The organism is Streptomyces sp. NPDC031554 (assembly GCF_055580685.1).
In genome coordinates this window covers 101,735-115,989 of sequence record NZ_JBVIKX010000008.1, presented here as the reverse complement: position 1 = coordinate 115,989, position 14,255 = coordinate 101,735, and the positions used below count along the sequence as shown (strand labels likewise).

The window sequence follows — 14,255 nt, the reverse complement described above, 5'->3', positions numbered from 1 at the left end:
TGGAGATCCGTACGGGTGGGCGCCGGGGCCGGGGGGCGGGGTCAGGAGTCGGTCAGCGGCAGGCCGGGCGGGTCGATCTCGGACGTGGCGACGGCCTCGTCGGAGAGGTTCCAGGCGGCGAGCCACTTGGCGTACTGGCCGTTGTCGATCAGGTGGTTGACGGCGGCGGCCAGGGGCTCGGCGAGGCCGCTGCCCTTCTTGGCGGTCGCCGCGATCAGGCCCTGGAGGCTCTCCCCGGCACCGGAGAACCGGCCCGCGATCCGGGTCGGGCCGGGCGTGCCGGCCGACTGGGTGACGTGGTAGGAGAGGCTGGGGTTCGGGCCGAAGTAGGCGTCGATCTTGCCGCTGTTCAGCGCCAGGTAGGTGCTGTTGGTGTCCTGGAAGTACTTGACGGTGAGCTGCTTGCCCTCGCTCTCCAGCTTCTTCTTCCAGGCCAGCAGGATCCGCTCCTGGTTGGTGCCCGCGCCGACCGAGACGGTCTTGCCGGCCAGCACCTCGTGGTCGCCGTCGAACGTCCACGTGCTCGACTTCGGTGCCTCCAGGGCCAGGTCGTCCTTGCGGTAGGAGGCGAACTCGTACTTGCGCTTGCGCTCCTCGGTGACGGTGACGTTCGTGAGGGCCACGTCGACCTTGCCGCTGTCGATGCCGACGAAGAGGTTCTCCCAGGTGAACCGCTTGATCTCGGGTTCGAGGCCGAGGACCGCGGCGATCAGGCGGCCGAGGTCGGGCTCGGACCCGGTGAGGGTCTTCTGGTCGCCGCCCACGTAGCCCAGCGGCGCGGAACCGGACGGCAGGGTGCCGCTGCCGATCACGAGTCGGCCGCTCTCGCGCACCGACTCGGGCAGCAGGGCGCTGATCGACTTCACCTCGGACACCTTGAGGGTGGTCTCCTTCGCGGCGCCGTTGGAGACCCGGCCGACGGTCACGCTCCCCGAGGCGGCGGCGTCGGTCGTGGTGGCGGCGTCGCTGTCACCACCGCAGGCGGCGAGCCCGGTGGCCAGGGTGGCGACGGCGGTCGCCGCGGTGATGCCGCGTATCAGGCTGCGTCGGGTGATGTGGAGAGACATGGGCTTCCTTTGTCACTTGTCGCTTGTGGCTTGTGGCTTGTGGCTTGTCGCCGGAAGAGGGGTGCCGTGGGGGGAGCCGTGGGGCTGCGGGGGAAGTCGTTCCGCCGGGCCGGGAGTCGTGGAGCGGGGGGTGTCAGAGCACCTTGCCGAGGAAGTCGCGGGTGCGTTCGTGGCGCGGCCGGTCGAGGACCTCGGCGGGCGGGCCCTGTTCGACGATCCTTCCGCCGTCGATGAAGACGACCCGGTCGGCGACCTCGCGGGCGAAGCCGATCTCGTGGGTGACGATGACGAGGGTGGTGCCGCTGGTCGCCAAGTCCTTGATCACGGCGAGTACTTCGCCGACGAGTTCGGGGTCGAGGGCGGAGGTGGGCTCGTCGAAGAGGATGACGCCGGGACGCAGGGCGAGGGCGCGGGCGATGGCGACGCGCTGCTGCTGGCCGCCGGACAGCTGTCGGGGGTAGGCGGACGCCTTGTCGGCGAGGCCGACCCGGCCGAGGAGTTCGCGGGCCAGTTCCCGGGCCTCGGTCCTGCCGAGCCTGCCGGTCGCCACGGGGGCGGCGGCGACGTTGTCGGCCACGGTGAGGTGCGGGAAGAGGTTGAAGTTCTGGAAGACGAACCCGATGCGGCTGCGCTGGGCGAGGATGGCCCGTTCGCTCAGCTCGCGCAGCCGGTCGCCGTGCCGGCGGACGCCGATCGGCTCGCCGTTGACGCTGACGTGGCCGATCTCGGGCTTCTCCAGGTGGTTGATGACCCGCAGCAGGGTGGACTTGCCGGAACCGGACGGGCCGAGGACGACGGTCACCTCGCCGGGCCGCACGGTCAGGTCGACGCCGTCCAGCACCCGGTGGGCGCCGTACCACTTGTGCACGCCGTGCACCTGCACGGCGGCGGGCCGCACGTCGGCCGGCACGGCGGTCCCGGCGACTCCGTCGGTCTTCGCGTCCGCGGCGGTCCCGGCGACTCCGTCGGTCTTCACGTCCGCGGCGCTCCCGACGGCCCCGTCGGTCTTCGCGTCCGCGGCGGTCCCGACGGCCCTGCCGGCCGTGACGGTCCCGGTGGTCTCGGCGGTCATACGGCGGCCTCCCTGCGCGCACGCTCCCGCAGGTCCCGCAGGCCGGTGCGCAGTCTCTGCGACGGGGTCGGCGGCAGGGAGCGCACGGCGCCCCGGGCGTAGTACCGCTCGACGTAGAACTGGATCACGGACACGAGGCTCGTGAGGATCAGGTACCAGACGGTGACGACCAGCAGCAGGGGCACGATGTCGCCGGGGTAGGTGGAGCCCATCGACTGGGCGGTGCCGAACAGGTCGAGCAGCGACACGTAGAAGACCAGCGAGGTGCTCTTGATCAGGCCGATCAGCTGGTTGACGTAGGCGGGCGTGATCGACCGCAGGGCCTGCGGGAAGACGATCCGCCGGAAGCGGTAGCCCTGGGGCAGGCCCAGCGCGGACGCCGCCTCGTGCTGGCCCTGGTCGACGGAGAGGATGCCGCCGCGGACCACCTCGGCGGCGTAGGCCGCCTCGTTGAGGCTGAGACCGATCACGGCGATGGCCATGTCGGTGGCGAGCCGGGACTCGTCGAAGGTGAAGAAGGCGGGTCCGAAGGGGACGCCGACGCTCAACGTCTCGTACAGGGCGCTGAAGTTGTAGAGGAACAGCAGCACGACGATCAGCGGGACGGAGCGCAGCGCCCAGACGTAGGTCCAGCTCGCGGCGCGCAGCACCGGGCTCCGGGAGAGCCGGGCCAGGGCGAGCAGGATGCCGCCGAGGAGGCCCAGCACCGCGCTCCAGGCCGTCACTTCGAGGGTGACCAGCAGTCCGTCGAGGATCGTCGGGCGCAGGAACCAGTAGCCGAAGCGGTCCCACTGGTAGAAGGGGTTCGTGACCAGCCCGTGGACGAACTGGGCGGCCAGGACCAGCACGACCGCGGTGGCGATCCAGCGTCCGGGCCGGCGCAGCGGCTGGACGCGCTGCGCGGTGAGCCGCGGCTGCGGCGGGAGGTCGGCGGACGGCGCCTCGGCGAGGGCCACGGCGCCTGGGGGTTCACTCATGAGGGGGCTCCGGCGGGAGTCGGGGCACCCCGGATCACGGCGGGCGTGCGCGGCCGCGCCGGCCCGGCGGGGCGGTGGGGACCGCTCGGGGCCGGGCCGGCGCGCACGGCGTGCGGACACGTGTGCGGAACCGGGGTGGGGCGGGCAACGGCACACCGCTCGGGCGGTGTGCGTCGGGAACGCGGGGCGGGGCGAAGGTGAGGTTCAGCCCCGACAGCGGGCACGGCCCGGTGCGGTACACAGTGCGCTGCTCACGCGCAGGAGATCCACGGCGCGGTCGGCGACGAGGACCGCGGGGAACGGCCGTACGCGGCCCCGGAGACGGCGGGGAGCCGTCCGAAGAGCTGCGTTCATGGCCGTCACCGTCACTGTCCGGCCCCGTGGGGCCCTCGCGCTTACCGAAACGTCTGCCGAAACGTCATCCGGTCCGGTCGTCACCTGGGGCACCCCACCGCCGAGCGAGGGTTGCCGGTCAGCAAGCCAGGGCTTGTCGCTGACGCTCATGACCGTTCTGGTCCGTAAGTTAAGACAGCCGCCCCGGCGAATGTCAACGCCGGTCCGGCAGGTGGACCGACTCAGGGCCGCTCCACCTGCGCCTCCGCGCTCGGGGCGGGAGTGGCGTGGGCGGTCCAGTCCAGGATCTGGACTGCCGATCCGGCGGCTTCCAGGCCTTGGCAGCGGGCCCGGTGGCGGCGGCCGGCACCGTCGAGGTCGAGCCGGCCGCCGAAGGCGGGGTGGGCGGTCAACCGGCGTGCGTAGGACCACAGTTCGGTGAAGCCGGCGATGCGGCGCACGGCGTCCGCGTCGAGGTGATGACGGTGCACGGTGTCGAGCTGGACCAGCGTCACCCACAACTCGACGTCCGCCGCGCAGATCTGTTCCCCCAGCAGGTAGGGGTGCGCGCCGAGTCCCTGGTCGAGGACGCCGAGCGTGCCGAGCAGCGTGTCGAGGGCCTCGGTACCCGCCGCCGCTCCGGCGTCGGCCGCTCCGGCGCGCTGTGCGGCGTCCTCGACGCCCAGGGCGCACATCCGCTCGACGGCCTCGATCTCCGACTCCCGGCCGCACGGGTACAGCGAGGTGCCGCCACCACCGAAGTGCCGGGCGAGGTCGCGGGTGATGTCGGGGGCGTGGGTGGAGACGATCCGCCCGGACCAGTCGTCGCTGAGGACCGGTCCGAGGGCGGGGCCGGTGTAGTGGTGGGCGCTGGCGTCGTACAGCGGACGCAGGTGCGCGTGCCCGCCGTCCGGACAGTCCGGGACGGCGGGCAGGAGGGTCACGGGACAGGCCCGGTCCAGGCCGAGCAGGCCGTGGACGACCGCGATGCGCAGGCCGTCGGGGTCGGCCGGGGAAAGGTGGAGCCGGTAGCGGCGCGGCACGGCGTAGTGGCCGCTGCGCGCGTCGTGGCCGATGCGGCCCCGGAAGGCGGGGGCCGGCCGGGCGGACGGGTGGGCGGCCTGCGGTGTGACGGACATGACTCTCCCCTGGGGCGGGCGCGTGCGGGACGCGCGGCGGCTGCGACGTGGGACGGGAGGGCGCGGGCCGGGTCCCGCGCACGCCGCGGGAGGGCGGTGCCGCGGGGACACCGCCGAGGGGGCGGCGCACGGGGAACGGGCCGGTTCAGCCCTGGGGCATCGCGCTGCAGACACGCAGCAGGTCGATGTGGCGGCGGGAGGTGAGAAGGGGTGACGACGGCGCCGTGCCGCTCGTGCGGCCGTCGGCCGACTCACACCCCATGTTTCCCTACCTTTTCACTAGGATTCCCGGTTCCGAGTGTCGAGCCACCCCCGGCCGCCGTCAAGAGGGCGTCCACGAGATGGGTCGGGGGGGGGTGAAGAGGGGTCGCGGGGAGAGGTCACGAGGAGCAGCCGTGGAGCAGGCACGGGGAGAGGTGCGGAGGGGCCCGCGGAGAGGGACCGCGCCGGGTCCGGCCCGGTCCCCCGTCGGCGGTACGCGCCGGGGCCGCCCCGCCGTTCACTCCGTGGCCGTGGGGTCCGGCAGCCGGTACACCGACACGTGGGAACGGGACTCGGCGGTGAACGCGGAGCCGGTCCAGTCCGCGTGCCGCGACTCCGGGACGAAGCCGGCCAACCGGGCCATGAGGTCGAGTTCGGCCGGCCAGACGTAGCGGTGCGGGCTGCGGTCCAGCCGTGCCCGCCGGCCGCTCCCGTCGAACCGGAAGTGGTGGGAGACGACGTGCTGGCGCAGGACGTCGTAGGTGTCCAGACCGATGTAGCCGGGTTCGGCGTGCCAGACGGTCGCCTCCTGCCCCGGCGGGAGCCTGCGCAGTTCGGGCACCCACAGTTCGACGACGAACCGCCCGCCGGGTGTCAGGTGACGGGCGGCGTTGCGGAAGCACGCGACCTGCTCGGCCTGGGTGAGGAGGTTGGAGATCGTGTTGTGGACGAGGTAGACGAGCGCGTACTCCCCCGGTGCGCGGGTCGTCGCCATGTCTCCGACGACCACCGGGATCGCCGACTCGTCGGCCTTGGTGCGCAGTTGCCCGATCATCGGGCGGGACAGCTCCACGCCGGTGACGGGCACGCCGCGCGCGGCGAGCGGCACCGCCACCCGTCCTGTTCCGATCGCGAACTCCAACGCCCTTCCCCCAGAGGCGAGTTCGGCCAGCCGGTCGACGGTCGGTCCGAGGACCTCGGGGGCGAACATGCCGGTGCCGGGAGTGTCGTAACGGCTCGCGGTGTCGGCGTCCCAGAGCTGCTGCTGATCCAGCTGATCCATGGGACCCACGATGGTCCGGCGTCCGGGGGCTGTCCAACGGTTTGCCGCCCGCGACGGCGGCCGCCGCCGGACCCGGGCCGCCGACCGCGCGCACGAACGCCGGACGGCCGACGGCGTCCGGCGGGTCCTGCCCACCCTGCGCCTGGCGGACGACGGCGAACCGCTGGACCGCGCCCGCCACGCGGCGGTGCCGGTGGCGGACGCCCTGGCCCGGGAGGCGTTCCGCCGGGACCCGGCGGGACCCGGCCGGGGGACGCGGTCCTGCCGGAGGAGGCGAAGGTGATGCCGCGGGGGTACCCGGGGGCGGTCGTGACGCGGCATCCGTCGCGGGAGGGCGGCGCCCGAGGCCGCACGGTGACGGGGTCGTGCGGTGACGGGGCCTCGGGTGGCACCGTCGTACTGCGTCGGGGCCGTACGGCGGCACCGGGGCCGTGCGGCGGCGAGGTCGTACGGTGTCACGGCCGTGCGTGCGGCGTCGGGGTCGTGCGTGCGGTGGCGCTCAGATCCGTCGCGTGACCGGACCCGGTCCGGGTACGGAAAAGGCCGCCCCCTCGTCCGAGAAGACGGCCTCCGACCACGTCGTGCTGGTCGGGACGACAGGATTTGAACCTGCGACCCCTTGACCCCCAGTCAAGTGCGCTACCAAGCTGCGCCACGTCCCGCCGCGTCCCGCGCCGGTGAACCGTGGGAACGCGCAGGTAAACACTACCGCACGCGTACCGGTGCCGCGGTCGCGGCCGGACGGGACGCGGAACCCGACCCGGCGGACGGCGCGGCGCGGCGCGGCGGACGGGGACCGGCGGGGCGACGCGGGCCGGGCCCCAGCCCCCCCGCCCCCTGACCCCTGCCGTCCGCCCGACCGCCCGAGCGGCGGAAGCAGGGCGACCGCCCGGCCCGACGGCGGGACGGCGCCGCAGGAGAGCGGGAACGGGGACGGGCGGATCCGGACCCTTCCCGGTCGCCCGGACACGACACGCGGATTTTCCCCGGGAGCCGTCGGGGGACGGATCCCTCGGCCCCGCTTTCCGGACAAGCGATCCAAAGGAACCCATTTCCGTCGCTCGTGCGTGTTTCAACAATGTGTGGACCGGATGAACCGGGTCGGCAAGAAAAGCAATAGATCCGTTTTCCTACGCCGTGGCCTTTCTCCGGAAGTGACCGAATCGATGCGCCGGGAAAACGATCGGTCGTTCAAACGTTGACCGGCGAGTAATAAGCCCACTACCTTTCGACGCGCTTCGAACAAGAACTTTTTCACGGTCTTCCGCGGTGATCTTTTCCCGCCGGGAAACCGGTGCACGCCTTTGCCCTCCCGCAAACCCCCACCGTGCAGTTTTCCCTTGATTCGGAGAATCGATGACGTCCACCGTGCGCCCCGAGGACATGATCATCGGCATTACCCCGTTCGGCGAACCGGATGCCGGGCTCGCCCTCGCGATCGCCGGGGCCGGCGGCCTCGGCGTGCTCGATCTCGGCGACGGCGGCCGAAGAACGCGCGAGGCGCTGGCCCGGTTGCGGCGCTCGGCGCCGAACGGCTTCGGGGTCAGGGTCGGCCCGCGCTGCGGGCTGTCCCCCGCCGACCTCGGAACCGACGGACCGCACACCGTGGTGCTGGCCGCCGACTCGGCCTGGCCGCTCGACGGGCTCGTCGCACGGCACCGTGTCCTCGTCGAGGTCACCGATCTGCCGGGCGCCCGCGAGGCCGCCCGCGCCGGCGCGCACGGTCTGATCGCGCGGGGCGGCGAGTGCGGCGGCCGGACCGGGACGCTGAGCACCTTCGTCCTGCTCCAACAACTGCTCTCCGCCCCGGAGCCGGACCTTCCGGTGTGGGCCTGCGGGGGCATCGGCCCGCGCACGGCCGCCGCCGCGGTGGCCGGCGGGGCGGCCGGGGTCGTCCTCGACGGGCAGCTCGCGCTGCTGGCCGAGTCCTCGCTGCCCGAGGCGACGGCCGCCGTGCTGCGCCCCCTGGACGGTTCGGAGACCGTCGTCGTGGCCGGCCATCGGGTGCTGCTGCGCCGGGGCCCCGACGCCCCGCGGCTCCCCGCGGACGCCGGCCCCGAGGAGGTCGCGGCCCTGCTCGGCGGACGGGACCCGCACACCCGGCTGCTGCCGGTGGGCCAGGACGGCTTCCTCGCCGCCCGGTTCGCCGACCGCTGGGGGGACGCGCGGCGGACGGTGCGGGCACTGCGCGACGCGGTGCGCGACGCCGTCGGCGAGGCGGTGCCCGACACCGCGGGTGGCGCGGTGCGCGACGCCCCGGGCGACGAGGGGACCGTGGGGACGCCGGCGGAGGACTCGCCGATGAGCCGCGCGCTGGGCACCCGGCTGCCGGTCGCCCAGGGGCCGATGACGCGGGTCAGCGACGGCGCGGGGTTCGCGGCGGCGGTCGCCGCGGACGGGGCGCTGCCGTTCCTGGCGCTGGCGCTGGCCGACGGCGAGCGCACGCGGGCGATGCTGACGCAGACGCGGGACGCGGTGGCCGGCCGGCCCTGGGGGGTCGGTGTGCTCGGCTTCGCGCCGGAGGACGTGCGGGCGGCGCAGCTGGAGGCCGTGCGGGAGGTACGGCCGACGCACGCGATCATCGCGGGCGGGCGGCCCGCGCAGGCGCAGGCGCTGGAGCGGGACGGGATCCGGACCTTCCTGCACGTGCCGTCGCCGGGTCTGCTGCGGCAGTTCCTCCAGGCCGGTGCGCGCCGGTTCGTGTTCGAGGGCTCGGAGTGCGGCGGGCACGTCGGACCGCGGGCGAGCTTCCCGCTGTGGGAGGCGCAGCTCGCCGTGCTGGAGGACCACGTGGAGGACGGCGGCGACGCCGGTGACCTCGAGGTGTTCTTCGCGGGCGGGGTTCACGACGAGCGGTCGGCCGCGATGGTCGCCGCGCTCGCCGCGCCGCTGACCGCGCGCGGGGCGGCCGTCGGCGTCCTGATGGGCACGGCGTACCTGTTCACCGAGGAGGCGGTGGCGCACGGGGCGATCCGGCCGCTGTTCCAGCGGCAGGTGCTGGCCGCCGACCGCACCACGCTGCTGGAGTCGGCGCCGGGGCACGCCACGCGCTGCGTGCCCAGCCCGTTCGCGGCCGGCTACCGCGAGGAGGAGGCCCGGCTGCGCGCCGAGGGCGTCCCCGACCGGCGGATCTGGGAGGAGCTGGAGCGGCTCAACGTCGGACGGCTGCGCCTCGCCAGCAAGGGGACGACGCGCGGTGCGGACGGCGCTCTCATGCCCGTCGACGAGGAACGACAGCTCGCCGAGGGGATGTTCATGGCGGGCGAGGTGGCCGTGCTGCGCTCGGCGACCACGACCCTGGCCGCGCTGCACGCGTCCGTGACCACGGGAGCGGCCGCGTTCCTGTCCCGGCGGGCCGCCGAACTCGGCTTCGGGCGGGCACCGCGCCCCGCGGCGCCCGCGCCGCTCGACATCGCCGTGGTCGGCATGGCCTGCATGTTCCCCGAGGCGCCCGACCTGTCCACGTTCTGGGCGAACGTCGTGGGCGGCGTGGACGCGGTCGGCGAGGTCCCGGCCGACCGCTGGGACCCGGCCGTGCACCACGGCGCGTCCACCCCGTCGAAGTGGGGCGGCTTCCTGCCGCCGATCCCCTTCGACCCGCTGCGCTACGGCATCCCGCCCGCCTCCCTCGGCCGCATCGAGCCGGTCCAGCTGTTGTCCCTGGAGGCGGCCCGGCGGGCCCTGGAGGACGCCGGGTACGGCGACGGGGGGCGGGAGTTCGACCGTTCCCGCACCTCGGTGGTGTTCGGCGCGGAGGCCGGCAGCGACCTCTCCAACGCGGCCACCCTGCGGGCCGTGCTGCCCTCCTACTACGGGACGGTGCCGCGGGGCCTGGACGAGCAGCTGCCGCGGCTCACCGAGGACTCGTTCCCCGGCATGCTCGCCAACGTCATCTCCGGCCGGATCGCCAACCGGCTCGATCTCGGCGGCGCCAACTACACCGTCGACGCCGCCTGCGCCTCCTCGCTGGCCGCGGTCGACGCCGCCTGCAAGGAACTCCTCGCCGGCACCAGCGACGTCGTGCTGTGCGGCGGCGCCGACCTGCACAACGGGATCAACGACTACGTCCTGTTCTCCTCGGTGCACGCCCTCTCCCCCACCGGCCGCTCCCGCGCCTTCGACGGCTCGGCCGACGGCATCGCCCTGGGCGAGGGCGTGGCCTGCGTGGTCCTCAAGCGGCTCGCGGACGCCGAGCGCGACGGCGACCGGATCTACGGCGTCGTCAAGGGTCTCGGCTCCTCCAGCGACGGCCGCTCCCTCGGGCTGACCGCGCCCCGCCCCGAGGGCCAGCGGTCCGCGCTGCGGCGGGCCTACGCGAGCGCGGGCGTCTCCCCGGCGCGGGTCGGCCTCGTCGAGGCGCACGGCACCGGCACGGTGGTCGGCGACCGCACCGAACTCACCGTCCTGGAGGAGGTGTTCCAGGAGGCGGGCGCCGAGGCGGGCGGTTGCGCGATCGGCTCGGTCAAGTCGCAGATCGGGCACACCAAGTGCGCGGCCGGGCTGGCCGGCCTGATCAAGGCGGTGCTCGCGCTGTACACCGGCGTCCGGCCGCCGACGCTGCACGTCCGGGCGCCCAACGCGGCCTGGGAGGCGGACCGCAGCCCGTTCGCCTTCCACACCGAGGCCCGGCCGTGGGCCGCTCCCGCCGCCGAACGCCTGGCCGGGGTCAGCGCGTTCGGCTTCGGCGGCACCAACTTCCACGTGGTGCTGGCCGCGCACGCCGGCGGGGTGCCGCCGGCGCGGGGACTGGACGCCTGGCCGGCCGAGCTGTTCGTGTTCCGCGGCCGGGACGAGAAGTCGGCCCGGCACGCGGCCGGGGAGGTCCTGCGGGCCGCCGGGGCGGACGGCCGCCCGTGGCGCCTGCGCGACCTGGCGCTCGGCGCGGCACGGCGCGCGGACGCGAGCACCGACCCGGTGCGGATCGCGGTCGTGGCGAGCGACGTGGACGACCTGACCGCGAAGCTGCGGGCCGTGCTCGACGCCCCGGCCGGCACCGCCCCCGCCGGTACCGCCCCCGCCGGTACCGCCCCGGTCGGCACCGCCCCCGCCCGCGGGGTCCACCTGGCCGGCGCCGGGGACGCCGACGGCGGCAAGGTCGCCTTCCTCTTCCCCGGGCAGGGCAGCCAGCGCCCCGGCATGCTCGCCGAACTGTTCGTGGCGCTCCCCGAGTTGCGCCCGCACCTGGAGCTGGGGCGGGCACACGCCGACGCGCTGTACCCGCCGGCCGCGTTCGACGACGCCGCCCGGGACCGGCAGCGGGCCGCCCTCACCGACACGCGGGTGGCGCAACCGGCCCTCGGGGTGGCCGGGCTCGCCGCGCACGCCCTGCTCACGGCCGCCGGCGTGGAACCGGACATGGCCGCCGGGCACAGCTACGGCGAGCTGGTCGCCCTCTGCGCCGCCGGGGCCCTCGCCCCCGAGACGCTGCTGGAGCTGAGCGGCGAGCGGGCGGCGGCGATCCTCGGGGCCGCCGGGGAGGACCCGGGGACCATGGCCGCGGTCGCCGCCGGCGCCGAGGAGACGGAGCAGGCCCTCAAGGCGGCCGGCGCTCCGGACACCGTCGTCGTCGCAGGCCGCAACTCCCCCCGCCAGACGGTCGTCTCCGGTCCCACCGACGCGGTCGCCGAGGCCGTACGGCTGCTGCGCGGGGCCGGTCTCGACGCGCGGCGGATACCGGTGGCGTGCGCCTTCCACAGCCCGCTGGTGGCCGGCGCCGGCGACCGCTTCGCCGCGGCGCTCGCGGCCCGCCCGGTGCACGCCCCCGAGTTCCCGGTGTGGTCCAACCGCACCGCCGCCCCGTACGCCGCGGACGCGGACGCGGTCCGGGCCGAGCTCGCCGCGCAGATCGGCGCCCCCGTCTCCTTCGTCGACCAGATCGAGTCGATGTACGAGGCGGGCGCGCGCGTCTTCGTCGAGGCCGGCCCCGGATCGGTGCTGACCCGGCTGGTCGGGCAGATCCTCGGCGAGCGCCCGCACACCGCGGTCGCCTGCGAACCCCGCCCCGGCGGCGGCCTGCGCGACTGGCTCGACGCCCTCGCCCGGCTGGCCGTCGCGGGGCTCTCGGTGCGCACCGGACGGCTGCTGCGCGGCCGGGACGCCGTCGACGCGCTGCGCGCCCCCGCGCCCCGGATCCCCGGCTGGACGGTGGACGGGCAGCTCGTCCGCACCGCCGCCGGCGCCCTCCTCCCCGGTGCCCTCGCACCGGCCCGACGCGTCGCGGACACCGCGGACACCCTGGAGACGACTGTGACGACCGAACCCCCGCACGGCCTCCCGTCCGACCGGGACGCGCTCGTCGCCGAGTTCCTGCGCACCAGCCGGGAGATGATCGCCGCCCAGCGGGACGTGCTGCTCACCTACTTCGGCGGCGTGCCCGGCGCCCCGGCCGCCGCGCCCGCCCTCCCCCCGCGGGCGCCGCTGCCCGCGGCGGCGGCCGTGCCGCAGGGGCCCGCCCTCCCGGCCCCGGCGGCACCACCGGGACCGGAGCCGGAGCCGGAGGCCGCGCCGCAAGCCGCCGGGCCCGTGGACGTCCAGCGGACGGTCCTGGAGATCATCAGCGAACGCACCGGCTACCCGGTCGACATGATCGAACCCGACCTCGACCTGGAGGCGGACCTCAGCATCGACTCCATCAAGCGGGCCGAGATCGCCGGTGAACTGGCCAGGCGGCTGGGCGCCGGGAGCGGCGCGGACTTCACGTCGATGGCCGACGCGGAGCTGGAGGAGCTGGCGAAGGCGCGTACGGCGGCGGCGGTGACCGACTGGCTCACGGCCCGGCTGGGCGCGCCCGCGGCACCGGAGACGGCGGCTCCGGAGACGCCGGCGTCCGCGGACGGGCCGGCTCCCCTGACGTCCGCGCCCTCGGCGTCCGTGTCCTCGGCGTCCGTGTCCTCGACGCCCGCGCCCGTGGCGTCCGCGGAGGCCGTGGCCGGGGAGCCGCCCCGCCGGCACGTGCTGCGCCCGGTGCTCCTGGACGGAGCCGCCGCCCCCGACAGTCCCGACGGCCCCGACCCCGCCCTGCTGCCCGGCACCCGCTGGCTCGTCCTCGGTGACGTGCCCGGCGTGGCGGCCGCCCTCGCGGCGTCGGGCGCCGAGGTCGTCGTACGCGGCCGGGACCATCTCCCGGGGGACGGGGACGGGCCGGTGGACGGGGTGCTGTACCTCGGCGCGCTCGCGGACGACGACGCGCCCGTGCTGCCGGACGCGTTCCCGGTGCTGAAGGCGGCCCTGGCGGGCGAGCCCCGGTGGCTGCTGGCCGTCCGGCCGGCCGGCGACGACGCGCGGTCGGCGGGGCTGCGCGGCCTGTTCCGCACCGTGGCCCGGGAGTACCCGCGGACGGTGGCGCGGGTCGTCGAACTCGCCGACGTCTCGCCCGCCGCGGTCGCGGAGGCCGTGGCGCTGGAGGCCGCCGCCCCGGACCGCGTGCCGGTCGTGGTGCGGTCGGCGGCCGGGCGGCACGGGTTCGAACTGGTGGAGGCACCCCTCGGCGCCCTCGCCGGCACGGGGGCCGGACCGGCCGGGGACGGCGCGGCCGAGGCCGCCGCGCTGGGCCTGGACCGGGACTCCGTGGTGGTGCTGGCCGGCGGGGCGCGGGGCATCACCGCGCAGTTCGCCGCGGCGCTCGCCGGTGCGGCTCGCTGCCGTCTGGAACTCCTCGGCCGCACCCCCGTCCCGGACGCCCCGGAGGACGCGGACACCGCGGCCGCCCGCACCCCGGAGCAGTTGCGCGCCGCGCTCGCCGCGCGCGGCGGGGCGAAGCCGGCCGAGATCAACCGTGCCGCCGAACTCCTGCTCGCCCAGCGGGAGATCAGGGCGACCCTGGCGGAACTCACCGCGCTCGGCAGCCGGGTCCGCTACCGCTCGGCCGACTTCCGCGACCCGGACGCCGTCCGCCAGACGGTGAAGGAGATCCACGCCGAGCACGGCCGGCTCGACGGCGTGGTCCACGCGGCCGGCGTCATCGAGGACCGGCTCGTCGCCGAGAAGAGCGCCGAGTCCTTCCGCCGGGTCTACGGCACGAAGGCCGGCGGGGCCCGGGCGCTGCTCGCGGCGCTGGAGGAACTGCCCGTCGCGCCCGCGTTCACGGTGCTGTTCGGCAGCATCTCCGCCGTCCTCGGCAACCGTGGCCAGGCCGACTACGCGGCGGCCAACGACGCCCTGGAGTCACTGGGCGGCGCGTTCGCCGCCCGCACCGGCCGGCGCGCGCTGACCGTGCACTGGGGCCCCTGGGCGCCCGCCGCCGGGCACGGCGGCATGGTGGGCGCGGAGCTGGCCCGCGAGTACGCCCGGCGCGGCATCCGGCTGATCGACCCGCAGGAGGGCACCGCGGCGCTGCTGCGGGAGCTGGCCTGGGGCGAGGAGTCGGCGACGGCCGTCGTCCACACCGCCTCGGGCTGGTGACCG

The 14,255-nt window shown here is 75.6% G+C and carries 7 protein-coding genes, 1 tRNA gene and 1 riboswitch; of the genes, 1 reads left to right on the top strand and 7 read right to left on the bottom strand.

The window, feature by feature from the left end:
* Positions 1-41: 41 nt before the first annotated feature.
* From ACZ5FU_RS21610 to ACZ5FU_RS21580, 7 genes are all read right to left on the bottom strand, one after another.
* Complete coding sequence (locus ACZ5FU_RS21610; protein ID WP_451781207.1) at positions 42-1,067, bottom strand: transporter substrate-binding domain-containing protein; 1,026 nt, start codon at positions 1,065-1,067, stop codon at positions 42-44.
* A 133-nt stretch (positions 1,068-1,200) separates the two neighbouring features.
* On the bottom strand, positions 1,201-1,965 hold the full coding sequence (locus ACZ5FU_RS21605) for an amino acid ABC transporter ATP-binding protein (protein WP_451529388.1): 765 nt from the start codon (positions 1,963-1,965) through the stop codon (positions 1,201-1,203).
* Positions 1,966-2,135: 170 nt separating this feature from the next.
* On the bottom strand, positions 2,136-3,116 hold the full coding sequence (locus tag ACZ5FU_RS21600) for an amino acid ABC transporter permease (RefSeq protein ID WP_451781205.1): 981 nt from the start codon (positions 3,114-3,116) through the stop codon (positions 2,136-2,138).
* Positions 3,117-3,502: 386 nt separating this feature from the next.
* Positions 3,503-3,624, bottom strand: a riboswitch (SAM riboswitch).
* Between the two features lie 67 nt (positions 3,625-3,691).
* A complete protein-coding gene (locus ACZ5FU_RS21595; protein WP_451529356.1) occupies positions 3,692-4,588 on the bottom strand; it encodes a glutathione S-transferase C-terminal domain-containing protein in 897 nt (298 codons plus the stop codon).
* Between the two features lie 145 nt (positions 4,589-4,733).
* Positions 4,734-4,850 (bottom strand): putative leader peptide, encoded by a 117-nt coding sequence (locus ACZ5FU_RS21590; RefSeq protein ID WP_451529355.1) that lies wholly within the window; start codon positions 4,848-4,850, stop codon positions 4,734-4,736.
* Positions 4,851-5,087: 237 nt separating this feature from the next.
* A complete protein-coding gene (locus ACZ5FU_RS21585) occupies positions 5,088-5,852 on the bottom strand; it encodes a class I SAM-dependent methyltransferase (protein WP_451781203.1) in 765 nt (254 codons plus the stop codon).
* Between the two features lie 585 nt (positions 5,853-6,437).
* Positions 6,438-6,514, bottom strand: a tRNA-Pro gene (locus ACZ5FU_RS21580).
* A gap of 694 nt (positions 6,515-7,208) precedes the next feature.
* Here ACZ5FU_RS21580 and ACZ5FU_RS21575 point away from each other — a divergent pair.
* On the top strand, positions 7,209-14,252 hold the full coding sequence (locus ACZ5FU_RS21575) for an SDR family oxidoreductase (protein WP_469046242.1): 7,044 nt from the start codon (positions 7,209-7,211) through the stop codon (positions 14,250-14,252).
* Positions 14,253-14,255: the final 3 nt, after the last annotated feature.

Coding starts and splice junctions, on each gene's coding strand:
- ACZ5FU_RS21610 (WP_451781207.1), bottom strand. CDS start 1,067: ATGTCTCTCCACATCACCCGACGCAGCCTGATACGCGGCATCACCGCG.
- ACZ5FU_RS21600 (WP_451781205.1), bottom strand. CDS start 3,116: ATGAGTGAACCCCCAGGCGCCGTGGCCCTCGCCGAGGCGCCGTCCGCC.
- ACZ5FU_RS21595 (WP_451529356.1), bottom strand. CDS start 4,588: ATGTCCGTCACACCGCAGGCCGCCCACCCGTCCGCCCGGCCGGCCCCC.
- ACZ5FU_RS21590 (WP_451529355.1), bottom strand. CDS start 4,850: ATGGGGTGTGAGTCGGCCGACGGCCGCACGAGCGGCACGGCGCCGTCG.
- ACZ5FU_RS21585 (WP_451781203.1), bottom strand. CDS start 5,852: ATGGATCAGCTGGATCAGCAGCAGCTCTGGGACGCCGACACCGCGAGC.
- ACZ5FU_RS21575 (WP_469046242.1), top strand. CDS start 7,209: ATGACGTCCACCGTGCGCCCCGAGGACATGATCATCGGCATTACCCCG.